Here is a 22541-nt window from a genome sequence, read left to right on the forward strand (position 1 = left end):
GTAAGCAACCTTTCGGCCCGGGTAAGGCGCACGAGTGGCGTCCCCGGGCCTTTTTCTTGTATGGGTGTGGAAGCCGCCTGCCTCTGGCAGAATCGAAGCGGCTCGACCCCACCGAAAAAGAACAAAGAGAGGATGGACATGATGAAGATCGCATTCTGTGCCTTGCTGTTGGCAGCTTCTTCCACGGCGTTCGCCAGCCAGCAGCAGGTGGCCCTGGACGAAGGCAACTTTGCCGACCAGCGCGAAGAGATCGAAGAGGATCTGGCGGACGGCAAGACCTACGCGGAAATCAGCAGCTCCGACCGTGCCAAGGTCCGCGAGGCGCTGGACCGCATTGGCAGCCGCCTGGAAGGCGTCGATTCGATCGACAGCCTCGACATGGAAACCAAGGTCGAGATCTTCAACGAGCAGGAAAAGGTCAACAACATCCTGACCCAGGCCGCCGCCGACAGCCGCCTGGTCTGCGACCGTGACATGCCGACCGGCAGCCGCATGCGCAAGACCACCTGCCAGACCGTGGCCGAGCGCAACCGCCGCGCCGAAGCCGACCGCGAACACCTGCGGAAGGTCCAGAACGGCATCGGCCCGCCGAACAACTGACCCGATGCGCATCCTGGTCGTAGAAGACAACCGAGACATCGCCGCCAACCTCGGCGATTACCTCGAAGACCGCGGGCACACGGTTGATTACGCCGCCGACGGCGTGACCGGCCTGCACCTTGCCGTGGTCAACGACTTCGATGCCATCGTGCTGGACCTGAACCTTCCGGGCATGGATGGCCTGGAGGTCTGCCGCAAGCTGCGGCAGGAAGGCCGCAAGCAGACGCCGGTGCTGATGCTCACCGCACGCGATTCCCTCGACCACAAGCTCGAGGGTTTCGAGTCCGGCGCCGACGACTACCTTGGTGAAGCCTTTCGCGCTGCAGGAAGTGGAGGCCCGCCTGGCCGTACTGGCCAGGCGCGGGCAAGGCCGCCCAGCCGCGCGTGCTGCTGGTGGCCGACCTGGAATACAACCTCGACACGCTCGAGGTGCGCCGCGGCGGCAAGCTGCTGCAGCTCAACCCGACGGCCTTGAAGATCCTGCAGTCGCTGATGGAATCCTCGCCCTCGGTCGTCACCCGCCAGGAGCTTGAAACGCGGGTCTGGGGCGAAGAACTGCCCGACAGCGACTCCCTGCGCGTGCACATCCATGGCCTGCGCGCCGCGGTGGACAAGCCTTTCGACAAGGCCCTGATCCAGACCCGCCATGGCATCGGTTACCGGATCGCCGACCCCGACGCAGGCTGAACCCATGCGCTACCGGCATCGGCTGCGCACGCGAATCATCCTTTCGTTCCTGTTGCTCGGGTTCGGGCTGACGGCTCTGTTCGCCGGGGCGACGATTTATCTGCGTGCCCGCCTCGAGAATCAATTGGTCGAATCCTGGCTGCTGCGCGAGGCCGACAATTTCGTGCAGTTCAAGCGCGAGAACCCCGCGCCCGACGCCCGGTTCTCGTTCACGCGCCAGATCGAGGGCTTCGTCTACCGCCCCGACAGCGCCCAGATCGCCTTCGCCTGGCGGGACCTGCCCACCGGCATCCACGACCTGCAGGAGAACGACCAGCGCGGGCGGCTGCGGCACTACAAGATGGCGGTGTACCGCACGCCCGACATCGTCGGCTTCCTGCGTTACGACTACACCCGCGAGGCGGCAAGCCAGCAGCAGATGCTGATCGTGCTGGCGGTGGCCGTGGTGATGCTGACCCTGCTGGCCTGGCTGGTCGGCGTGTGGTCCTCGTCGCGGGTGATCAGCCCGGTGACCGACCTGGCGCGCCGGGTCGAACACATGTCGGGCAAGGACCGGCCAGAGAAACTGGCGCCGCATTTCCCGGACGACGAAGTGGGCGAGCTGGCGGCGGCGCTGGACGACTACGCCGAGCGCATGACCGCGCTGGTGAAACGCGACCGCGAATTCAACTCCGACGTCAGCCACGAACTGCGCACGCCGCTGGCGGTGATCCGCGGCGCCGCGGAACTGCTGTTGGCCAATCCCGACCTGCCGCCCAAGACGCGCCAGCGCCTGCAGCGCATCGACCGCGCCGCGCTGCAATGCACCGACCTCACCACGGCGCTGCTGCTGCTGTCGCGCAACGAACGGGGCACCGGCCGCACCGACGTGCACAAACTGGTGCTGCAGCTGGCCGACGCCGGGCGCGTGCAGCTGGGCGACAAGCCGGTGCAGGTGGTGGTGGAAGGGCGCCAGGACACTTTCGTGGATGCGCCGGAAGCGGTGCTCTCGGTCGCCCTGGGCAACCTGATCGGCAATGCCTGCAAGTACACCAACGAAGGCGGCGTGCGGATCGTGGTCGAGGCCGACCAGGTGCGCATCGAAGACACCGGCCCGGGCCTGAGTTCGGAGGACGCGGCGCGCCTGTTCGAGCGTGGCTACCGCGGCTCCAGCGCCACCGGCACCAGCGGCGGCGGCATCGGCCTGTCGATCGTGCGCCGCCTGTGCGAACTCTACGGCTGGCAGGTCAGCATCGAACCCGGCGAAGAGCGCGGCGCCGTGGCGACGCTTCGTTTCGCCAACGGGGCCTAGACGTACTCGAGCCAGCCGTGAGCGTCGGCCGTGCGGCCGTCGAACAGGCCGAAGTAGAGGTCCTGGATGCGCCGCGTCATCGGCCCCGGCTTGCCGGTGCCGACCTGGCGTCCGTCCACCGAACGGATCGGCGTGATCTCGGCGGCGGTGCCGCACATGAAGAGTTCATCGCACAGGTACAGGTATTCGCGCGGGATGTCGCGCTCGACGATCTCGATGCCGTTGGCCTTGGCCAGCGTGATGATGGTGTTGCGGGTGATGCCGTTGAGCAGGGCCGCACTGATCGGCGTGGTGTGCAGCGCGCCGTCGATGACCAGGAACAGGTTCTCGCCCGCGCCTTCGCTGAGCAGGCCGGTGGACGCCAGCGCGATGCCCTCGCCGAAACCCAGGCGCCGCGCTTCGCGCGCCACCAGTTGGCCCGACAGGTAGTTGCCGCCGGCCTTGGCGCCGGCCGGGATGGTGTTGGGCGCGAAACGCTGCCAGCTCGACACGCAGGCATCGATGCCGGCTTCCAGCACGTCCGGTCCCAGGTACGGGCCCATGTGCCAGGCGGCGATGGCCAGGTCGGTCGGGGTGTCGGCCGACAGGCCGAAACCGCCCAGGCCGCGGTAGGCGATCGGGCGCAGGTAGGCTTTCTCAAGCTTGTTCGCGGTGATCACGTCACGGCAGGCCTGGGCCAGGGTCGGCACGTCGTAGGGCATCGGCATGTCGTAGATCTTGGCCGAGGCGTACAGGCGCTTGAGGTGGTCGGTGAGCCGGAAGATGGCCTGGCCCTTGGGCGTGGCGTAGCTGCGGATGCCCTCGAACACCGACGAGCCGTAATGCAGGCCGTGCGCCATCACGTGCACGGTGGCCTCGGCCCAGGGCTTGATGCTGCCGTTGTGCCAGATGTGTTCGGGGTAGTGCTGCGTCATGACGGACTCCTGCGGGCAGGCGCGCAGTTTATCCGCTAGCCCGCGGCCGCGGCAGCTTCAGCGTTCGATCCACCAGCAGCCGGCGTTTTCGACCAGGCGGAACTCGGTCTCCACCGCGCTGATGTCGGCGGCGCTGGCCGTCTGCCGGACGCGCAGGCGGTCGGGTTCGGGGGCGTCCGGTGCGTCCGCAGGCGGGGTCGAAAGCGGGGTCAGGTTCACTTCCCCGGTGTTTTCGGTGGATGCCGTGGGTTCCGGGGAAGTGAACCCGACCCCAGGGTCCGCGAGCACGCTTTCCCCTTGCGTCAGGGCCGGGCCGGGATACATCAGCTCCACCGTCACCAGCGGCCGCTCGGCGATGGCCTCCAGGTCGTCCATCAGATAGCGGGCCGCGCCGCTGCCCGTGCCGGTCCAGTGGTACCAGTTCGCCAGCCGGTTGACGTCGCGGGCCTCCAGCGCGCCGCGCACGCCTTCCAGCAGCTGCTCGGGCTTCCGGGCGCAGCCACGCACCGCGAAGCCCTCTTCGATGCTCGTGCCGGCCGCCGGGTCGGGTGGCGCTTCGCGGGGCAGGGCATCGACGGTGTTGCAGGGCCGGTCGGTGTAAACCGCCACGCCCCGGGCGTCCACGCAGCGGCGCACTTCCTGGGCCGCCGCGGGGGCGGTGTCCAGGCAAGGACCAGCAGGCAGGCGACCGGCAACAGGGCATGGCGGATCATGGCGCCAGCCTAACGCGAAGCTCAGCGCAGGCGGGTGAGCACGGCCTCGGTCGGACGCGCCAGGTTCAGGGTGTAGAAATGCAGTTCGCCGACGCCGCCCTCCACCAGGCGCCGGCACATGCCGGCGACGATGTCGGCGGCGAACGCACGCACGCTGTCCACGTCGTCGCCGTAGGCCTGCATGCGCTTGCCGATCCAGCGCGGGATCTCGGCGCCGCAGGCTTCGGAAAACCGCCGCAGCTGGCTGAAATTCGAGATCGGCATGATGCCCGGCACGATCGGCACCGTGATGCCGGCCTTGCGGGCGTCGTCCACGAAGCGGAAATAGGCGTCGGCGTTGAAGAAGTACTGGGTGATGGCGGAGTCGGCGCCCGCGTCCACCTTGGTCTTGAAGTTGCGGATGCAGGCCAGGGCGTCTTCGGCCTGCGGGTGGGTTTCGGGGTAGCAGCCGACCTCGATGCGGAAATGGTCGCCGTGTTCCGCGCGGATGAAGCGCACCAGGTCGGAGGCGTAGTGCAGGTCGCCGGCGCGGGCCATGCCCGAGGGCAGGTCGCCGCGCAGGGCCACCAGGCGGTCGCAGCCCTGGGCGCGGTAGTCGGCCAGCAGTTGCCGGATCTCGTCGCGGGTGCCGCCGACGCAGCTCAGGTGCGGCACGCCGTTGAGTTTGTGGTCGTCGCGCAGGCGGCGCACGGTCTCGGCGGTGTAGGACAGGGTGGAGCCGCCGGCACCGAAGGTCACCGACACGAACTCAGGGGCGTGGGCCTTGAGCTTGCGCACGGTGCGGTCGAGCTGGGCGCGCTGGTCGTCTGTCTTGGGCGGGTAGAACTCGAAGCTGATCCGGGGCATGGACATGGCTGGGCTGTGGGCTGCGCCGTAATATATCGCTTATTCGCGATGAAAGGATATATCTGACCGATACCGGCCCTGGCAGGCCCTCAGTCGCAGGCAAGCACCGGCGTGGACGGGGTGCCGAGGCGACAGCCGTCCGGCGGTCCGTGACGGCGCCAGTAGTCCGGCAGGCCCTCGCGCCGGGCCCAGTCGTCGAAGCGCGGATGCGCACGGAAACTGGCGAAGGCGTCGTGCCACAGGCTCAGCCGCAGCACCTGCTTGTCGCGCTGGCCGGACTGCAGCGCTGCGTCCATCGCCTCGTCGGTGAGTCCGAAAATCTGCAGCAACAAGATCCATTCCAGGCCGGGGTCTGCGGCGGCAGCGGCGCGCAGCCGCTGCCGCTGCCGCGCCGCTTCCATGCCGGCCGCATCCGCCAGCGCAGGCGCCAGCGAACGCGCGAAGGCACGTTGCCGCACGGGCAGCGTCTCGTCGTCGTGCAGCCAGGCTTCGTAGGCCGCGCGGGTGTCGTCACCGGCGGCGTGGGCGGTCAACAGCAGCGACCGGCTGGCCGGCCCACGCCAGCCGAGTGCATGCGCTTCCTGCAGCAGCGCGGTGCTGCGGGCGCGATCACCGGGGTGGTGATGCCGACCCAGCCGATATGCAGGCCGCTGAGCGGATCGAGCTGCCGCGCCTGCAGGAAACTGGCGTGCGCGGCCTCGACGTGGCCGGCCTCGTACTGGCCCAGGCCCTTCCAGAAACGGGTGTTGGCGTCGTTGGGCGCGAGTGCCAGCGAGCGGCCGATCAGTTCGGCTTCGCGCAGGCGGTCGCCGCGGTCGGCGGCGATGCGGGCGGCCACCGCCAGCGCCGCCGCGTGTTCGGGATCGAGCGCCAGCGCCTTCGCCGCCGCGGCTTCGGCCTGCGCGAAGGTGTCCACGCCTTCCGGTTCGGGCGCGTAGGAGCGCCATACGTACCAGGTGCCGGCCAGCGCGGCCCAGGCATCGACGAAGCGGGGATCGCGCCCGACGGCATCCTCCAGCAGCCCACGCGCCGCCGGCAGGTTGGCACCACGCTGCACGAACAGCTGCCGGCCGCGCAGGAACATCTCGTAGGCCTGCAGGTCCTGCGTCGAAGGCGCGACCTGCACCTCGCGCACGCCCAGCGAATCGGCCAGCGCATCGGCCACCGCCTGCGAGATCTCCTGCTGTACGCCGAAGATGTCGCCCAGGCCACGTTCGTAGGTGTTCGACCACAACTGCCGTTCCGACACCGCATCGACCAGTTGCACGGTGATGCGCACGTCCTGGTCCTGCCGGCGCACCGAACCCTCCAGCAGGTGGGCGACGCCGAGCCGCGCGGCGATCTCGGCGGCGCTGGTGGCGCCGTCGCGGAACTGGAACGAGGAACTGCGCGAGGTCACCTTCAGGCCGTCGATGCGCGCGAGCACGTTGCGCAGTTCCTCGGCCAGGCCGTCGGCGAAATAGGCGTCGTCCGGGTCGGGGCTGAGGTTGGCGAAGGGCAGCACGGCGATCGAATGCGGGTCGATCGGGATCGTGGGCTGTGCGGGTGCGGGCACCGGCGCTTCAACCGGTGCGACCGCGACGTCCTTCCGGTCGGCATAGGGCTGCAGGAACTGGTGCAGCAGCGACAGGCTCAGTGCGGCCAGCACCAGCACCACGGTCGCCTGGTCGATACGGTGGGCGGTACGCGCCGCGTCGTCGTCGGAAAAGCGGCGCGTACCGCGCGAATACGCCAGCGCCAGCACGATCACCAGACCAATGCCCATCGCCGCCAGCAGCCAGCGCACCGCCGTCAGCGGCAGGCCGACCGCGGGGAACAGCAGGTTGGCGATCGCCGCCAGCAGCCAGGTCAACGCCAGCCAAGCCAGGCCGGCGCGAAGGGCGCTGCGGAGGCGCGGATCCGCGATCGGACTCATGGTGTCATCCTCCCGCGCAAACGGTGGCGGCGTGAGGGTCCTTCGCGCCCAGCTTCGCGACGACCGCCTGGAAGCGCGGATCGCAGCGGATCGGGTCCATGCCCGGCAACATCACGCCCCAGTCCATGGTATTGCCGAGCTCGCCGGAAATGCGCTCCACGTAGTCCAGCGCCAGCGCGTGTTCCCCCAGCAGCACCAGCACCAGGGCCACGATCTGGTCCTCCATCGAATTGCCGCTGCCGGGGATGACATTGCTGTTGAAGGGCAGGGCCGCCAGCTCGCGTGCCACGGCCTTGCGGTCACCCTTACCCGACAGCGCGTCGATGATCCGGTCGGGTTGGTCGCCGGCGTTGCCGACACCGGCCTCCGACAGCTTCCGCAGGTGGGTCCGGGCGGCATCGAAGTCGCCCAGCAGCAGAGCGGCGATGCCAAGGTACTGCAGGCAGGAGACGTCGTCGGGCGTGATCGCCAGGCTCTGCTCGCAGCGCTGCCGTGCATCGGCCGTGCGTCCGGCGGCCAGCAGGACATGGGCGTGGTTGTTGGCGATCACCGCCGAACGCGGGTCCAGGGCCGAAGCGCGCTCCATCGCCGCCAGGCCTTCGTCAAGGCGGCCGCGGGCCATCAGGCGCGTGCCGAGCCACTGGTGTGCGGTCGCGAACGACGGTCGCAGGGCGATGGCGCGTTCCAGCAGTGCCTCCCAGGTGGCGTCGTTCGTTTCGAACAGCATCGCCATCGCGGCGTAGGGCTCCGGCTGCAGCGGGTCGAGGGTCAGCGCGTACAGTCCCCGGTCCAGAACGAGCCGGTCGGACTCCGCCCAGCCGATCCGGTCGGTGTAGGCCGGCATGACCGAATAGACCAGCGCCTGCCCGGCCCAGGCCTGCGCGAAAGCCGGATCGGCGGCCGCCGCCTGTTCGAACAGCGATATGGCCTCCCACAGGTCGTCCCCGCGCCGCAGGTGGAAGTGCTGCATGCCCCGCAGGTACAGGTCGTACGCGGCCAGGTTGCTGGTGCCGCTGCCGGGTGTCGATCCCCCGCGCCGCCGCCGATCTTCACCTTCAGTTCGGCACCGATCGCCTTCGCGATCTCGTCCTGGATCGCGAAGATGTCCTGCAGGTCGCGGTCGTAGGTCTGCGACCAGACATGGAAGCCGTTGCGCGCGTCGATCAGCTGCGCGGTGATGCGCACCTTCTCGCCCTGCCGGCGCACGCTGCCCTCGAGCACCATGCGTACGTTCAGTGCCTTTGCGATCTCCGGCACTTCGACATCCTTGCCCTTGAACGAGAACGACGACGTGCGCGCGGCGACCTGCAGCTCGCCGGCGCCGGCCAGCACGTTGAGGATTTCCTCGCTGATGCCGTCGGAGAAATATTCGTTGTCGGCCTCGCCGGACATGTTGACGAAGGGCAGCACGGCGATTGAGTTGGCTGGCGCGCTTGCGTCGGCGGCGGGCGCGGTGCCCCCGTTTGCGGCGGTTGCGGCTGGATCCTGCGCGTTCGCCGCATCGGTCGCGGCAGTCGGGTCGGTGGCCGTCGTCGTCGCCGCGGTTTCCGGCGCACCCGCGGCCACAGCCGCTCGCCGACGATCAGCATCGCCAGCGCAAGCATCCCGGCCAGGATCAGCCGATCCATGCGCCGCGCCGTCTGCGCGGCGATCGACTGTTCGGCCGGTACGTCGGCGTCACGCTTCAGGCCATCGGGCGTCAGCTCGAACACCCACGAGAACACCAGCGCCGGCAGGAAGCCCAGCGCCAGCAGCACCACCAGCGTCTGCAGCACCCAGTCCGGCGTGCCGAAGATCGGCAGCAGCGTTTCGGCGATCTGCACGATCAACCACGCACCGACCAGATACAGGCCCGCCATGCGGATGACGTTGCGGCGGCGCAGTTCGGCCAGCAGCCTCATCGGTCATCCCTCGTGTCGCTGGAGATCGCCGTCCTGGCCGCCTGCGCAAGCTCGCGCGCCTGGGGGAACGCGCGTTCGGCGAAGATGTTCTGTCCGAGCCAGAAGCGCAGTTCATGGACCAGTCCGGTATCGGCGCGGATGGTCCCCAGCATGGCCGCTGCATCCAGGGCTCCAGGTCCGCTTCGCAGTCACGGCGCAGCTCTTCGGACCGGGCGGTGACCGCGTGCCAGCACCCCCGCCACAGCACCTGCGCCGCCTCCGGGGTGAAGTGGCCCCGGATGCGCTCCCGGTAGGGCGGCGGGGTGGCGGTGACGGCGTCCCAGCCGTCGATGAAGCTGTAGAAGTCGTCGACGGCGACGCGTGTCGGCGGATGGGAGGGAAAGCCGAGCCGCCGGGTCTCTTCGTACTTCGCCCTGGCGAAAGGCGTGCCCCACATCTGCGATGCGTGGAAGAAGTCGATGAGCAGGGCCTCGCAGGCGGCAACGCAGTCTTCCCCGGACTGCAGGTACGCCAACGCCCGGCGGCCGCCGGAGATCACCTGGCCGAGGTAGCGCATCTGATGCGCGATGGTGTCGTCGTTGGCGGAGATCTCGTCGTGCAGCTGGGCCAGGAAACTGTGTTCCTGGAGCCGTTGCGTGCGCTGCTCGTTCCAGTTCGCCGCCTGGATGCCCAGGAACACGCCGGCCACGAGCAGTACGAACTCGATGACGATCGCCGTCCAGTTCTGCTCCCTCAGCGATTGCGACAGGCGGCGCAGGATCATGGCGCGGCCTTCGCCGGCGGGCAGGCGAACGGCAGCGGGATCGGCGGCGCGCGCTGCACCTTCTCGCGTTCGAGCGCGCGCATCAGCGACGGGAACGGCGTCGGGTCGAAGTGGCGGTAGGCGGTGAAGCCGCCCAGCGCGAAGGTGTTGCCGGCCTTTTCGAGCGCCTGCAGCAGGTCGGTGGCTTCATCGTCGCGTCCCAGCAGCATCAGCAGGTGCCAGCGCTGCGAATAGTCAGCCGGATCCAGTGTTTCCTGGGCCTTTTCGACTTCCTCGCGGCGGCCCTCGGCGCAGGCCTGGCGCGCCGGCGGGATGGTCGACCACTCGTCGCCGGCTTCCGTCAGCGTCCGCAGGCGCTCCAGTACGGTCCGCGCTTCGTCCACGCGGCCCCCCACAGCAGCGCACGATGGGCCTGGTAGAGCACGCCTCGATGGTCTGGCCAGCGTTCGGCCAGCGCCTGCGCCTCGTCGGCAGCCCGGCTGCGGTCGGGCAGGCGGTGGGCATGGTTGAGGTGCGCCAGCGCGAACTCGATGCGTGTCTGCGCCAGGGGCCAGATGCGGTCGAGCAGTTCCCGCGCCGACGCGTCGTCGCTCATCGCAACGGCCAGCGCCAGCAGTTGGCTGGTGGCCTCCAGGTTGCCCGGGCGCTCGACCAGGAAGGCCCGGTAGATATCGACGGCTTCGCGCCAGCGCAGGTCGCGTTCGGCCTTCAGGCCCCGGTACTGGCTGCGCTCAAGTTCGTTCGGGGCATGGCGTATCGCCAGGTCGATGCGTTCGGCGAAGTTGTCCGACATTTCCGCATAGGTCGTGTCGCTCATGACCGCGATCGTCTGCGTCGGGTCCATCTGCGCCAGCCAGTACGTGGCCGCGCGCCAGTGCGCGGCGGCGAAGGCCGGATCGGTGCTGCGTGCCTGCTCGAAGTACTCGTAGGCTTCACGGGAGTCTTTCGCGTCGTACGTAAACGTCTTCGCCACCCCGCGGATGTAGGCCTGGTAGGCCTCGACCGAACGCGTGCCGGCCTTGGCCATGTCGGCCAGCGCCGCCGGGTCCATGCTGGTCTGCATCGCGGTGGCGATCTGCGTGGCCAGGTCTTCCTGGATGGCGATGATGTCGGCGGCGTCGCGGTCGTAGTTCTGCGACCAGACGTGGAAGCCGTCGGCGGCGCGGATCAGCTGGGCGGTGACTCGGATGCGTTCGGGCGTGCTGCGCACCGAACCTTCGAGCACGTGCGCGACGCCCAGCTCCTTGGCGATCTGCGGGATCGACAGCTCGCTGCCCTTGAAGCGGAACGAAGAGGTGCGCGCGGCCACCTGCAGGTCCGGCGTGCGCGCCAGGGCGTTTAGGATTTCCTCGCTCAGGCCGTCGGCGAACCAGGCCTGGTCGCCGCCGGGGCTGAAGTCGGCGAAGGGCAGCACCGCGATGCTCTTGGTCTCGGTGGCGATGGGGTCAGGTTCACTTTCTCCAGCGGATGCCGACGGGTCTTCCGCCGATACGGCGGGCGAAAGTGACCCTGACCCCGCATCCGGCGCACGCTGGTTCTGCCACAACACCATCCCACCCACCGCCAGCAGCAGCACGATCACGGCGATGTCGAGCTTGCGCGCCGTCTGGTCCACCACGCTTTGCGAACGGTCGACCTCGTGCTCGCGCTTGAGGCCTTCGGGCGTCATCTCGAACACCCACGCGAACGCCAGCGCCGGGATGAAACCCAGCGCCAGCAGCACCACCAGCGCCTTGAGCACCCAGCCGGGCGTCTCGAAGATCGGCAGCAGGGTTTCCGCGATCTGCACCACCAGCCAGGCGCCGACCAGGTACAGGCCGGCGACCCGGATGACGTTGCGACGGCGCAGTTCGGCAAGCAGGTTCATGTCAGCGCGGACCTCCGGTCTGCAGGGGGACGGCGCCGTCGCGCGTCAGTTCCTCGAATCCCGGTTCGCCGCGCAGGTCGTCCCAGATCGGATCGTTGCGCAGCAACGCCGGCGTCGGCCCGTACACCATCGGCAGCGATTGGGCCTGGCGGATCAATGCGACGGCCTCGGCCTTGTCGCCGCCGAGCATGTGGACGAAGGCCTTGGTTTCGAGGCCTCCGGGCAGGCCCAGGGCATCGGCGCGCAAGCCTTCCACGGCCTCGTTCGCCAACCGGTAGGACGTGGCCTTGTCGCCCAGCTCGGCATAGACCGATGCCAGCAAGCTGAGCAGATAGGGACTCGTGTTGCCGCTGTCGACCACGGACTGGAGGCGGTCACGGACGGCCCTCATGCCTGCCAGGCCCGCCTCGCGGTCTCCCATCGCCAGTTGCACGCCGGCCAGCGCGACCTGCGTCTGATTGCGGTCGCGCTCTGACAGTGGGTCCGCCCGCGCCAGCACCGCCTCCAGCACCGCCAGCGCCGCCGGGAAGTCGCGTTGCAGCAGATGCCCGAAGGCCACGGCCTGGGCGATGCCGGGGTCCAGCAACGCATCGGCGGACAGGGTTCGCACGTAGTTGTTGCCGCCGGCCAGGTCGCCGCTGGCGCCGAAAGTGACCAGCTTCTGGATGACCAGTTCCGGATCGCCCGGTACCGCGGCCAGGCCGCGGTCGAAGGCGGCCTGCGCCTCGTCGTAGCGGCGCAGCGCCCGCAGCGTCATTCCGTAGTTGAACCAGGTGTTGGTCGCCAGCGGGTCCATTTCGGTGCCGCGCTGTTGCAATGCCACCGCGTCGTCCCAGCGGCCTTGGCGGCGGCGGACATTCCCCATCGAATAAACGATCAGGCCGTCGTTGGGGCGCTGTGCCAGTGCCTTGGAATAGGCCTCGAAGGCGCCGTCGTAGTCACGCTCGACGAAATAGCGGTAGATGGCGAGGGCGGACCAGGTCTCCGCCGCCTCGGGGGCCAGCGACAGCGCGTGATCGAGGGCATTCCTGGCGTCGGCCTTGCGGGCGTCAGTGCGCTCGTTGAAATACATTTCGGTCAGGGCGCCCGACAGGTTGGCCCAGGCCAGGGCGAACGACGCGTCCAGCTCCACCGCCTTGCGGTAGGCATCGGCGCGCTCGGCGATTTCTTCCTGGACGTTGGTGTAGCGCGCCTCGAGGGCCAGTCCGCGCAGGTAGAACTCGTAGGCCTTGGTGTTCGTCGTCGGCGCGACATTCAGCGCGTCGCTTTCGGCGCCGGTGAGCGCGGCGCTCAGTGCGTCGGCAACGGCACGCGCCACCTCGCCCTGCACCGCGAACACGTCATCGAGCTGGCGGTCGTAACTTTCGGCCCAGAGGTGCTCATCGGTGGCGGCGCGGATCAGCTGCACGTTGATGCGCACCGTGTTGCCGGATTTCTGCACACTGCCTTCCAGGACCGTCGACACGCCCAGCATCGCCGCGATTTCCGGCAGGTTGGCCGGTTTGCTGGCGATGTTCATCGTGGAGGTGCGCGAGATCACCTTCAGCGCGCCGATCTTGGAGAGCCGGGTCAGGATCTCGTCCTGGATGCCGGTGGCGAAGTAGGCGTTGTCCGGGTCCGAGCTGAGGTTCTCGAACGGCAGCACGGCGATCGACTTGTCCGATACGGCGGGTGCCGCAGGCGTAGGCGCGCGGCCGCCGCCGCCGCGGAGACGTCGGCGACGGCCGGCGCCGCGGGCACATGCCAGAACCGCTCGATCGCCATCACCGCGATCACCGCGACCAGGCCGACCACCATCATCCGGTCCATGCGCCGGCCGGTGACCGGCGCGATCGAGTCCTCCGGCGCCACCTTGCCGTCGCGTCTCAGGCCTTCGGGCGTCAGCTCGAAGATCCAGGCGAACACAATCGCCGGCGCGAAACCCAGCGCCAGCACGATGATCAGCGCCCGCAGCACCCAGCCCGGCACGTCGAAGGCCGGCAGCACGGTCTCCGCCACCTGCACGATCAGCCAGGCGCCGACCAGGTACAGGCCGGCCATGCGGATGACGTTGCGGCGGCGCAGTTCGGCCAGCAGGCTCATGGCGTGCATATCCAGTCATTGCCGGTCTTGCGGCAGCCGTCGGGGGCCTTCCCGGTCCCACAGCGCCGCCCAGCCGACCTGGCGGGCGAGTTCGGGGAAGCGGGGCGAGCTGCGTGCTTCCGGCCAGAAGTTGCGGAACAGGGTGCCGAAGACCAGCGGGTCGTTGGACGTCGCTGCGGGCCCGATCAGGTCGAACGCGCGGTCGGTTTCGCCCAGCGTCATCAGCGTGTAGACGGCGACGCCCGGGACCGCCGCGGTTTTCATCGCCAGCACCTCGTCGACGCCGGCCAGGGCGGCATCGCGCGCCGCAGGATCGCCGGCGCAGGCGCGGGCGAAAGTGGTGATGGTCGCGCGCGGGAGGTCGGAGGCCAGGGCGTGGAAGGCGGTGTCGAAATGACGGGCCGCCGTTTCGACATCGCCGCGCTGCACGGCCAGCTGCGCCAGCCCCAGCCCGGCGAAGGCCAGCCCGCTTTCGTCGGCCAGGCGCAGCTGCCGCTCGCCGATCTCGATCTCGCCATCGGAGACATGGGCCTGGCCGCGCCACAGCAACGCGATCGGCAGCAGCGGGTCGAGTTCCAACGCCTTGTCGAGCTGCTTCTCCGAGGCATCGAGGTAGCCCGTGGTTTCCAGCGTCGTGCCCAGCCACAGGTTGGCCATCAGGTCGTCGGGATCGAGCTTGAGCGCCTGCGCGAACTCGGCGCGCTCGTCGGCGAAACGGCGGGTGTTGCCGAAGTTGAGCGCCATCGCGGCGTGCGGTTCGGCCAGGGTCGGATCGATCGCGATCGCCTTGCGGGCGGCTTCCTCGACACCTTCGCGCGCGCCCGACTGGTCGACGCTGGTGTAGTTGCGCGCGATCGCCCGCAGCGAGGCCATGCGCGCCCAGGCGCGGGCGAAACCCGGGTCGAGTTCGACGGCCTTGTGCAGCATCGCCTCGGCCTCGGGCATGCGCGGGCCCAGGCGGCGGTGGAAGATCATCGAGGCCTGCAGGTAGAGCGCATAGGCCTGGCTGTTTTGTGTGCCGGCGTCGACCAGTTTCTTTTCCTGGCCGGCGCCGAGGCGGACCTTCAGTTCGTCGGTGACGGCGCGGGCGATGGTTTCCTGCAGCGCGAACACGTCGTCGAGCGTGCCCGGGTAGGTTTCCGACCACAGGTGGAAACCGTCGGCGGTGCGGATCAGCTGCGCGGTGATGCGCACCTGGTCGCCCTGCAACCGCACGGAGCCTTCCAGCACATGCGCGACGCCGAGCGCCTGGCCGATCACGCGAAGGTCTTCGTCCTTGCCCTTGTAGCGGAACGACGAGGTGCGGCCGGCGACGTTGAGGCCATCCACCTTGGCCAGCGCGTTGAGGATTTCCTCGGCGATGCCGTCGCCCAGGTATTCGTTGTCCTGGCCGGGGCTCATGTCGGCGAAAGCCAGCACGGCGATGGACTTCTCGCTGGCGTCAGATCCGGTGTCAGAGTCGATTTCCGCCCCCGGGTCCTCGCCTGTCGCCGGCATCGCGCCGGCGAAAATCGACTCTGACCCCTTTTCCACGGCCGCCGGCGCGTCGCCAGGCAGGAACCGGTCGAACGCCAGCAAGCCGATCGCCAGTAATGCCACCACCAATGTCGCGATATCGAGCCGCCGGTTGCCGGCGCTGCGCGCCTCGGGATCGATGCCCGCCGCCGTATCGCGGCGCAACCCATCCGGGGTCAGCTCGAAGGCCCAGCTGAAGAGAAGGGCGGGCACGAACCCCAGCGCCAGCAGCACCACCAGCACACGCAGCACCCAGTCGGGCGTTCCGAAGATCGGCAGCAGGGTCTCGGCCACCTGCACCAGCAGCCAGGCGGTGACCAGGTACAGCCCGGCGACCCGGATCACCTTGCGGCGCTTGAGTTCGGAAAACAGGGTCATCGGGCGGGACTCGCGGCGTGGTCGGTGGCGGGACCGTCGCCGGCGAAGCGGGCGCGGGCGGTGAACATCGGTTCGAGTTCGGGACGGGCGAGGATGGCCTGCAGGGCCGGGTCGTCCGGCCAGTCGCTGCGCTGGACCCATTCGATGTCGCCGACGATCAGCGGGTCGCGATCCGCGAACGCCTGCTGTAGCGCACGTGCCGCGGCGGCGTTGTCGCCCAGCTTGGCGTGCACCGTGGCGAGCGTGTAGTACACCGTCTCGCCGGCGTCTGCGCGCCGCTGCAGTGCCGCCGCGTGGACGCGTGCGGTCTCAAGGTCGCCCCGCGCTATCGCGACGCGTGCGCGCAGTTCGTCGATGGTGAAGATGTCCGGCACCAGCTTCGCGAAGTCATCGACTTCCGCCGCGGCCGCGTCGGTGTCGCCCAGCGCCAGGAAAGCGCGCGCCCGCATGTCCATCGCCGACCAGTAGTCCGGGGCCAGCCGCAGTGCCCGGTCGCCGTTGTCCACGGCTTCGCGCGCGCGGTGGCGCATCAGCAGGATCCAGCCGTAGTCGCTGTGGTTGACGAAAAACAGCGGGTCGAGCTCGGCCGCGCGCTTTTCCGCCACCAGCGCCTCGTCCAGTGCGCCGACGAACCGGAAGGTATCGCCGGCGAAGTTGAGCACCTCGGCGTCATTGGGTGCGGCGGCCATCGCGGCGCGGGCCGAGGCCAGCCCCGCGGCGAACTCCCAGCGGTACAGCACCTGCGTGAAGCCCTTCATCGCCAGCGCCTCGCCGTTCGCCGGGTCCAGGGCCAGTGCGCGGTCGGCCGCCTGCAGCGCCGTGTCCACCTTGGCCGGATCGAGCGCGCCGCCGGTGTAGTTGAACAGCAGCGCCAGGGCCTTCGCGCGGCCGGCCCAGGCCGGCGCGAAACCGGGGGCCTGGTCGTTGACGGTCGCGAACAGGTCGGCCGCCTCCTGGATGCGTGCCCCTCCCGCGTCGCCAGCGCCTGCCGTGCGTGCAGGTAGATGTCGTATGTCGCCGGGTCGATGTCGGCAGCATTGCCACCGCCGGGCATCAGCCGGCTTTCCAGCGCCGCGGCGATCGCCGTGCTGATCTCGTCCTGCACCGCGAAGATGTCGTCGAGCGTGCGGTCATAGTTCTGCGACCAGACGTGGAAACCGTCGTCCACCTTGATCAGCTGGGCGGTGATGCGCACGCGGTCGCCCTGCCGGCGCACCGAACCTTCGAGTACGTGGGCGACGCCCAGCGCCGCGCCGATCGCCTTCAGGTCTTCGTTCTTGCCCTTGAAGTGGAAGGAGGAAGTGCGGCCGGCGACCTTCAGGCCTTCGATGTGGGTCAGCGCGTTGAGGATTTCCTCGGTGATGCCGTCGGAGAAAAATTCGTTGGCGGCGTCGGCGCTGAGGTTGACGAAAGGCAGCACGGCAATCGACGTGCCCGGCGTCGTGCCGGGATCAGGGCCGGGGTCAGCGTCAGTTTCCCTTGCCGTGGACGGCGCATCCGCGGAAGACGCCAGCGGAATCGACTCTGACCCCTGTCCTGCCGTCCGCTGCCACAACACCAGCCCACCCACCGCGAACAACATCACGATCACCGCGATGTCGAGCTTGCGCGCGGTCTGGTCGACGATGCTCTGCGAACGGTCCACGTCCTTTTCGCGCCGGATGCCCTCGGGCGTCAGCTCGTAGACCCAGGCGAACACGAGCGCCGGAATGAAGCCCAGCGCCAGCAGGATGATGATCGCCCGCAGCACCCAGCCCGGCACGTCGAACGCCGGCAGCACCGTCTCCGCCACCTGCACGACCAGCCAGGCCCCGACCCAGACAGGCCGGCCATGCGGATCACGTTGCGGCGGCGGAGTTCGGTGAGCAGGCTCATCCGTGCACCGGGTCATTCGCAGACATAGGCGCCTTCCTTGTTGCGGGGGCACAGGTCGGGCGCCTCGCGGCCATCCCAGTAGTCCACCAGGCCGGTGCGGCGCGCGAAGGCGAGGAAGGCCGGCGATTTCCGCACCTCGCCGCCGTACGGCCCCCACAGGTAGATCCACAGCGAGGCATTGCTCTGGCCGTGCACCACCAGGCTGAAGGCCTGGTCGGTGCGGCCCATCCACATCAAGGGAAAGGTGATGATGCCGGGGTCGGCATCGGACTGGCGCGCAAGCTGTGCGTCGATCAGGTCCAGCGCGCGGGCCCGCGCGTCGGCGTCGCCGAACATGCCCTGGGCGACCACCTGTGCACTGCCCTCCGGGTAGCCGGCCAGCAGCGGCACCATGCCGCGGCCCATCTGCTCGATGGCCTGTGCGGTTTCGCCGCGGCGGTGGCTGAGCAGGGCCAGGCCCATTTCGCCGAACGGCAGGCCGGCGTCCATCGCCAGCCGGCAGTATTTTTCCGCCAGCTCCAGCCGGCCTTCACGCTCGTAGCCGTAGCAGCGCCAGATCAGCGCACTGGGGAACAGCGGATCCACCGTCAGCGACAGGTCCAGGTGGCGCGAACTTTCCTTCAGGTAACCGACGACCATCTGGTGCGTGGCCAGCCAGTAGTGGCTGATGGCGTCGTCGGGCTCGATCGCCAGCGCCCGTTCGAAGGCGTGGCTGGCGTCTGCGAAACGCCGCTCGGCGGTGTAGAAGGCGCCCAGCACTGCATGCGGTTCCGCCATGTCCGGGTCCAGTTCGAGCGCAAGCCGGGCCTCGCGTTCCACGGCCTCGCGCACCTGCGCGGGTCGCCCACGCGGTAGTTGAACATCAGGAAATACAGCAGGGCCATGCGCGCGCGGGCCCGTGCGAACTTCGGGTCCAGCGCCACCGCTTCCTGCAGTTGCACCATCGCTTATGGAAACGCGGCGCCTGGCGCCGGTTGATGATGGCCGTGGCCTGCAGGTACTTCTCGTAGGCTTCCGGGCTGGAGGTGGACGCGGTCACCAGGCGCTGCGACGGGCCGTCCTGCAGCACCAGCTTGAGTTTGTCGGCGATGGCGTGGGCAATACGTTCCTGCAGCTCGAACACGTCGCTGAGTTCGCCGTCGTAAACCTGCGACCAGACGTGGAAGCCGTCCGAGGCCTGCACCAGCTGCGCGGTGATGCGCACCTGGTTGCCCTGCTTGCGCACCGAGCCCTCGAGGATGTGTTCGACGCCCAGGACCTCGCCGATCGTGCGCAGGTCTTCGTCGCGGCCCTTGAAGTGGAAGGACGAGGTGCGCCCCGTCACCTTCAGGCCAGGCACCTGGGCCAGGGCGTTGAGGATTTCCTCGGCCATGCCGTCGGAGAAATATTCCTGGTCCTGTTCGGGCGACAGGTCGGCAAAGGCCAGGACGGCAATGGACTTGCGGGCGGCGGGGGCGGGACTTTCGGAGGCAGGTTCACCTTCTCCTGCCGTTTCGGCGGAAGACGGGTCGTCTGCCGCGGGAGAAAGTGGACCTGACCCCGCCTCCGACCCGGCCAGGGCCGAAATCTCCGGCGTACTCGGCCAGAACCGGTCGGCCAGGATCAGTACCGTCACCAGCCCCAACCCCACCAGCAGCAACCGGTCCATGCGCCGGCCGGTGCGCGCGGCCATCGGCTTGTCCGGCACCGGGCCGCGGTCGCGCTTCAGGCCTTCCGGGGTCAGTTCGAACACCCAGGACACCACCAGGGCCGGCACGAAGCCGATGGCCAGCAGGATGATCAGGGCCCGCAGCACCCAGCCCGGCACGTCGAAGGCCGGCAGCACGGTTTCGGCGACCTGCACCACCAGCCAGGCGCCCACCAGGTACAGCCCCGCCATGCGGATGACGTTGCGGCGACCCAGTTCGGTGAGCAGGCTCATGGCTTCGGCGCCAGCGTCTGTCCCAGCCCGACGGCGGTGCGGAGCCTGCCTTCATCCTGCTTTTGCACGAGCTAGTCCCCTGACCGGCGCGGCGTGACCCGATAGTGGCACGGGTTGGGGGCGCAAGTTGCGCCCAATGCTTGTGAAACGGGGAAACCCGAGGCGGCGGGCCAGGCCGGGGAGGGGTGTTACGGCTCGGCGTGACGACGCAGCAGGTTGAAGTAGGACTTGTTGATCAGTTGGGGGCACGGGCCGCGCCCTCCTGGCCGACCAGCTGCTCGCGGGCCTCGGACAGGTCGTAAAGCAACTCGCGGATGGCCGGTTCACGCACCAGGCTCTGCACCCAGCCCACCACCGCCAGGCGTTCGCCCTGTTCGACCGGCCGGACGCGGTGCAACTGCCCCGTGGAATAGCAGATCGCCGAGCGGGCAGGCAGCTTGAAGGTGGTTTCGCTGCCACCGGCCTCGAAGGCCAGCTCGCCGCCCTGGTAGGTGTCGGGCTCGTTCAGGAACAGGGTGAAGGAGACGTCGCTGCGCACGTGGTTGGGCTCGCCCATGATCGGCGCGTCCACGTGCATGCCGTAGGCCATGCCCGGCTGGTAGCGGCTGACCAGCATGGCCGCCAGCCGCCGGGGCTGGGCCGCGCCCATGAAGGCGTCGCAGCGGCCCAGGGCCTGCATCACCACGCCGGAGATCTGCTTCATCACCGGGTGGTCCCAGGGGATCTGCTGGTTGTGCTTGGCCTTGTGCAGCAGTTCGCCGGCGGTGGTCTTGCCTTCGGTGAACTCGACCACGGAGATCAGGCGATGGATCTGGGCCAGCTCGTCGGGGGTGATCAGGTTGGGCAGCGTGGTGATCATGGTCCGGGCCCCTTGAAGCCGCCGGGTTCAGGCCCGGTTCATAATAATGAGAGCCCGAGTCTAGCCTCTCATCCCTCGATTGCAAGAGGGAATCCGGCCCGGAACGGAAACGGGCGCCCGAAGGCGCCCGTTCCGTGTGCCGCGTTGAAGCTGCGGATCAGTAGCGGTAGTGATCCGGCTTGTACGGACCATCCTTCGACACGCCCAGGTAGGCAGCCTGCTCGTCGGTCAGGGTGGTCAGCTTCACGCCGATCTTCTCCAGGTGCAGGCGCGCCACTTCCTCGTCCAGCTTCTTGGGCAGGATGTAGACCTTCTTCTCGTACGTGTCCTTGTTGGCCCACAGATCAATCTGCGCCAGCGTCTGGTTCGAGAACGAGTTGGACATGACGAACGACGGGTGGCCGGTGGCGCAGCCCAGGTTCACCAGGCGGCCCTCGGCCAGCAGGAAGATCGCATTGCCGTTCTTGAACGTGTACTTGTCGACCTGCGGCTTGATGTTCAGGCGCACCGCGTCCGAGGCATTCAGCGCGTCCACCTGGATCTCGTTGTCGAAGTGGCCGATGTTGCAGACGATGGCCTGGTCCTTCATCTTCGACATGTGCTCGAGCGTCAGCACGTCCTTGTTGCCGGTGGTGGTGACGTAGATGTCACCGCGGCCCAGCGTGGCTTCGACCGTGTTGACCTCGAAACCTTCCATCGCCGCCTGCAGGGCGTTGATCGGATCGATCTCGGTCACGACCACGCGGCAGCCGTAGGCGCGCAGCGAGTGCGCCGAACCCTTGCCCACGTCGCCGTAACCGCAGACCACGGCCACCTTGCCGGCCAGCATCACGTCCATGGCGCGCTTCAGGCCGTCGGCCAGCGACTCGCGGCAGCCGTACAGGTTGTCGAACTTGGACTTGGTGACCGAGTCGTTGACGTTGATGGCCGGCACCAGCAGCTTGCCGGCTTCCAGCATCTGGTACAGGCGGTGCACGCCGGTGGTGGTCTCTTCCGAGACGCCCTTCCAGTCCTTGACCACGTTCGTCCAGAAGCCCGGGCGCTCCTTGTGCACGCGCTTGAGCAGGTTCTTGATGATCTGCTCTTCATGGCTGCCCGAGGCCGAATTGACCCAGGTGCTGTCGCCCTGCTCGAGCTCGTAGCCCTTGTGGATCAGCAGGGTGACGTCGCCGCCGTCGTCCACCACCAGCTCCGGGCCCTTCATGCCCGGGAAGGTCAGCGCGTCGAGGGTGCAGTCCCAGTACTCCTCCAGGGTTTCGCCCTTCCAGGCGAACACCGGGGTGCCCGAGGCGGCGATGGCCGCGGCGGCGTGGTCCTGGGTGCTGAAGATGTTGCAGGACGCCCAGCGCACGTCGGCGCCCAGGTCCTTCAGGGTCTCGATCAGCACGGCGGTCTGGATGGTCATGTGCAGCGAGCCGGTGACCCGCACGCCCTTGAGCGGCTGGGCGGCGGCGTACTTGGCGCGGATGGACATCAGGCCCGGCATTTCCTGCTCGGCGATGTCCAGCTCCTTGCGGCCCCAGTCGGCCAGGGAGAGGTCGGCGACCTTGTAGTCGTGCTTGAGGGGGTGACTGCGTTCATAAGGTATAGCTCCGTTGGTTGGCGACGCCGGCCGGGCCAGGGGCCTCGGGGTCGCGCGTTAACGGGCGCGGTTGGTGCGGGAACCTTCGCCGAGCCTGATCCCTTGCCCCCTTGCGGGGCCGGGCTTGCAGCGCCCCTCGGCGGGGTGGGCCTTTGGGGGCCGGGCGGCATTATAGCGGGCCGGGCGGGGAGGCGGCGATTGGCCTGAGCGCCCTGTTCATGTACGTATGCTTCCCCAGAGGGCGCCCAGCGGGGCAGGATATGGCATCGGGGAATCAACCAATCGACTCAGGACGGACTCCTGGCTGACGAAGACGGCGAGGGTGGGTCTCCGTCCTTGAGACTGGGTGGTTGGATCATGCGTAGGGAAGCCCCCTTAATCCAGAGCGTGCTAAGTGGTGGATAGCCTCTCACCGGGAGATCGAAGCGAGAGGATGTCACGGATTCGTGGGTCCGACACTCGTCCAGAATTGATCGTTCGGCGCTATTTGCACTTGTCGGGTCTGCGTTACCGCCTTCATGCGAAGGACCTTCCGGGTAGGCCTGACCTAGTCCTCCCGAGACATCATGTGGCCGTGTTCGTACATGGTTGTTTCTGGCATTGCCATGCCTGCCAGCAAGGAAGGATTCCAGCGACGCGCAGCGAGTTTTGGAGCCAAAAGTTCGACAGCAACAAGAAGCGGGATGTGAAAAACGCCAGGGCGCTTAGGCGCCTAGGCTGGCGGGTCATCACGGTTTGGGAATGCTCGTTGTCCACCCAGACGAAAGCGGATCGACGGCTCGAGGCGCTCGTGAGGAAAATTCTCAACGATCCGCAGAAGACAATATGAGAG

General features: G+C 68.4%; 22 protein-coding genes, 1 pseudogene and 1 riboswitch. Of the genes and pseudogenes, 4 read left to right on the forward strand and 19 right to left on the reverse strand.

Annotated elements, in window-relative coordinates; all coding sequences use genetic code 11:
• Positions 1 to 141 precede the first annotated feature (141 nt).
• From FRZ33_RS06335 to FRZ33_RS06345, 3 genes and pseudogenes are all read left to right on the forward strand, one after another.
• Positions 142 to 600, forward strand: coding sequence for a hypothetical protein (locus FRZ33_RS06335; protein ID WP_146908489.1), 459 nt, complete (start codon positions 142 to 144; stop codon positions 598 to 600).
• Positions 601 to 604: 4 nt separating this feature from the next.
• A pseudogene (locus tag FRZ33_RS06340) lies at positions 605 to 1287 on the forward strand (response regulator transcription factor).
• Positions 1288 to 1291: 4 nt separating this feature from the next.
• Complete coding sequence (locus FRZ33_RS06345; protein WP_146908491.1) at positions 1292 to 2578, forward strand: HAMP domain-containing sensor histidine kinase; 1287 nt, start codon at positions 1292 to 1294, stop codon at positions 2576 to 2578.
• On the opposite strand, the gene FRZ33_RS06350 is transcribed toward FRZ33_RS06345, so the two are convergent.
• From FRZ33_RS06350 to ahcY, 19 genes are all read right to left on the reverse strand, one after another.
• Positions 2575 to 3492, reverse strand: coding sequence for a branched-chain amino acid transaminase (locus FRZ33_RS06350; protein WP_146908493.1), 918 nt, complete (start codon positions 3490 to 3492; stop codon positions 2575 to 2577). The two genes, FRZ33_RS06345 and FRZ33_RS06350, sit on opposite strands and share 4 nt — an antisense overlap.
• Before the next feature lie 57 nt (positions 3493 to 3549).
• Positions 3550 to 4323, reverse strand: a complete 774-nt coding sequence (locus tag FRZ33_RS06355; protein ID WP_146908494.1) for a DUF4124 domain-containing protein — start codon at positions 4321 to 4323, stop codon at positions 3550 to 3552.
• Positions 4227 to 5051 carry a methylenetetrahydrofolate reductase [NAD(P)H] gene (gene metF, locus FRZ33_RS06360; protein WP_146908496.1) on the reverse strand — a complete coding sequence of 275 codons (825 nt, stop codon included), beginning with the start codon at positions 5049 to 5051 and terminating at the stop codon, positions 4227 to 4229. The genes FRZ33_RS06355 and metF overlap by 97 nt, the downstream gene beginning before the upstream one ends.
• Positions 5052 to 5140: 89 nt before the next feature.
• Entirely contained in the window at positions 5141 to 5584 is a 444-nt protein-coding gene (locus FRZ33_RS06365) for a hypothetical protein (protein WP_146908498.1), read from the reverse strand.
• Positions 5581 to 6966, reverse strand: coding sequence for a hypothetical protein (locus FRZ33_RS06370; protein WP_146908500.1), 1386 nt, complete (start codon positions 6964 to 6966; stop codon positions 5581 to 5583). Before FRZ33_RS06370 ends, FRZ33_RS06365 begins: the two co-directional genes overlap by 4 nt.
• A 4-nt stretch (positions 6967 to 6970) precedes the next feature.
• Positions 6971 to 7810: a tetratricopeptide repeat protein gene (locus tag FRZ33_RS06375; RefSeq protein WP_158637124.1), complete on the reverse strand. Its 840-nt coding sequence runs from the start codon at positions 7808 to 7810 to the stop codon at positions 6971 to 6973.
• Entirely contained in the window at positions 7735 to 8376 is a 642-nt protein-coding gene (locus FRZ33_RS15120; protein WP_158637125.1) for a hypothetical protein, read from the reverse strand. The genes FRZ33_RS06375 and FRZ33_RS15120 overlap by 76 nt, the downstream gene beginning before the upstream one ends.
• A gap of 267 nt (positions 8377 to 8643) precedes the next feature.
• Positions 8644 to 9630: a hypothetical protein gene (locus FRZ33_RS06385; protein WP_146908506.1), complete on the reverse strand. Its 987-nt coding sequence runs from the start codon at positions 9628 to 9630 to the stop codon at positions 8644 to 8646.
• A complete protein-coding gene (locus tag FRZ33_RS06390; RefSeq protein WP_146908508.1) occupies positions 9627 to 10013 on the reverse strand; it encodes a hypothetical protein in 387 nt (128 codons plus the stop codon). Before FRZ33_RS06390 ends, FRZ33_RS06385 begins: the two co-directional genes overlap by 4 nt.
• Positions 9971 to 11497 carry a hypothetical protein gene (locus FRZ33_RS06395; protein WP_146908510.1) on the reverse strand — a complete coding sequence of 509 codons (1527 nt, stop codon included), beginning with the start codon at positions 11495 to 11497 and terminating at the stop codon, positions 9971 to 9973. The genes FRZ33_RS06390 and FRZ33_RS06395 overlap by 43 nt, the downstream gene beginning before the upstream one ends.
• A 1-nt stretch (position 11498) precedes the next feature.
• Positions 11499 to 13142, reverse strand: coding sequence for a tetratricopeptide repeat protein (locus tag FRZ33_RS06400; RefSeq protein WP_158637126.1), 1644 nt, complete (start codon positions 13140 to 13142; stop codon positions 11499 to 11501).
• Positions 13067 to 13579, reverse strand: coding sequence for a hypothetical protein (locus tag FRZ33_RS15125; protein ID WP_158637127.1), 513 nt, complete (start codon positions 13577 to 13579; stop codon positions 13067 to 13069). The genes FRZ33_RS06400 and FRZ33_RS15125 overlap by 76 nt, the downstream gene beginning before the upstream one ends.
• A 15-nt stretch (positions 13580 to 13594) precedes the next feature.
• Entirely contained in the window at positions 13595 to 15472 is a 1878-nt protein-coding gene (locus FRZ33_RS06405; RefSeq protein ID WP_146908514.1) for a tetratricopeptide repeat protein, read from the reverse strand.
• Complete coding sequence (locus FRZ33_RS06410) at positions 15469 to 16299, reverse strand: tetratricopeptide repeat protein (protein ID WP_146908516.1); 831 nt, start codon at positions 16297 to 16299, stop codon at positions 15469 to 15471. Before FRZ33_RS06410 ends, FRZ33_RS06405 begins: the two co-directional genes overlap by 4 nt.
• Positions 16227 to 17270, reverse strand: coding sequence for a hypothetical protein (locus FRZ33_RS15415; protein WP_174754939.1), 1044 nt, complete (start codon positions 17268 to 17270; stop codon positions 16227 to 16229). Before FRZ33_RS15415 ends, FRZ33_RS06410 begins: the two co-directional genes overlap by 73 nt.
• A gap of 89 nt (positions 17271 to 17359) precedes the next feature.
• Positions 17360 to 18178, reverse strand: a complete 819-nt coding sequence (locus FRZ33_RS06420) for a tetratricopeptide repeat protein (RefSeq protein WP_146908518.1) — start codon at positions 18176 to 18178, stop codon at positions 17360 to 17362.
• 31 nt (positions 18179 to 18209) lie between these two features.
• The gene (locus FRZ33_RS06425; protein ID WP_146908520.1) at positions 18210 to 19268 is read right to left on the reverse strand and encodes a hypothetical protein; all 1059 of its coding nucleotides are present in this window, start codon (positions 19266 to 19268) and stop codon (positions 18210 to 18212) included.
• A gap of 235 nt (positions 19269 to 19503) precedes the next feature.
• Positions 19504 to 20127: a Fe2+-dependent dioxygenase gene (locus FRZ33_RS06430; protein WP_146908522.1), complete on the reverse strand. Its 624-nt coding sequence runs from the start codon at positions 20125 to 20127 to the stop codon at positions 19504 to 19506.
• Between the two features lie 157 nt (positions 20128 to 20284).
• The gene (gene ahcY, locus FRZ33_RS06435; protein ID WP_146908524.1) at positions 20285 to 21715 is read right to left on the reverse strand and encodes an adenosylhomocysteinase; all 1431 of its coding nucleotides are present in this window, start codon (positions 21713 to 21715) and stop codon (positions 20285 to 20287) included.
• A 49-nt stretch (positions 21716 to 21764) separates the two neighbouring features.
• Positions 21765 to 21853, reverse strand: a riboswitch (S-adenosyl-L-homocysteine riboswitch).
• Between the two features lie 253 nt (positions 21854 to 22106).
• Between ahcY and FRZ33_RS06440 the strand changes: the two genes are divergently transcribed.
• Complete coding sequence (locus FRZ33_RS06440) at positions 22107 to 22538, forward strand: very short patch repair endonuclease (RefSeq protein WP_227978294.1); 432 nt, start codon at positions 22107 to 22109, stop codon at positions 22536 to 22538.
• Positions 22539 to 22541 lie beyond the last annotated feature (3 nt).

This window comes from Arenimonas daejeonensis (assembly GCF_007993735.1).
GTDB lineage: Bacteria > Pseudomonadota > Gammaproteobacteria > Xanthomonadales > Xanthomonadaceae > Arenimonas > Arenimonas daejeonensis.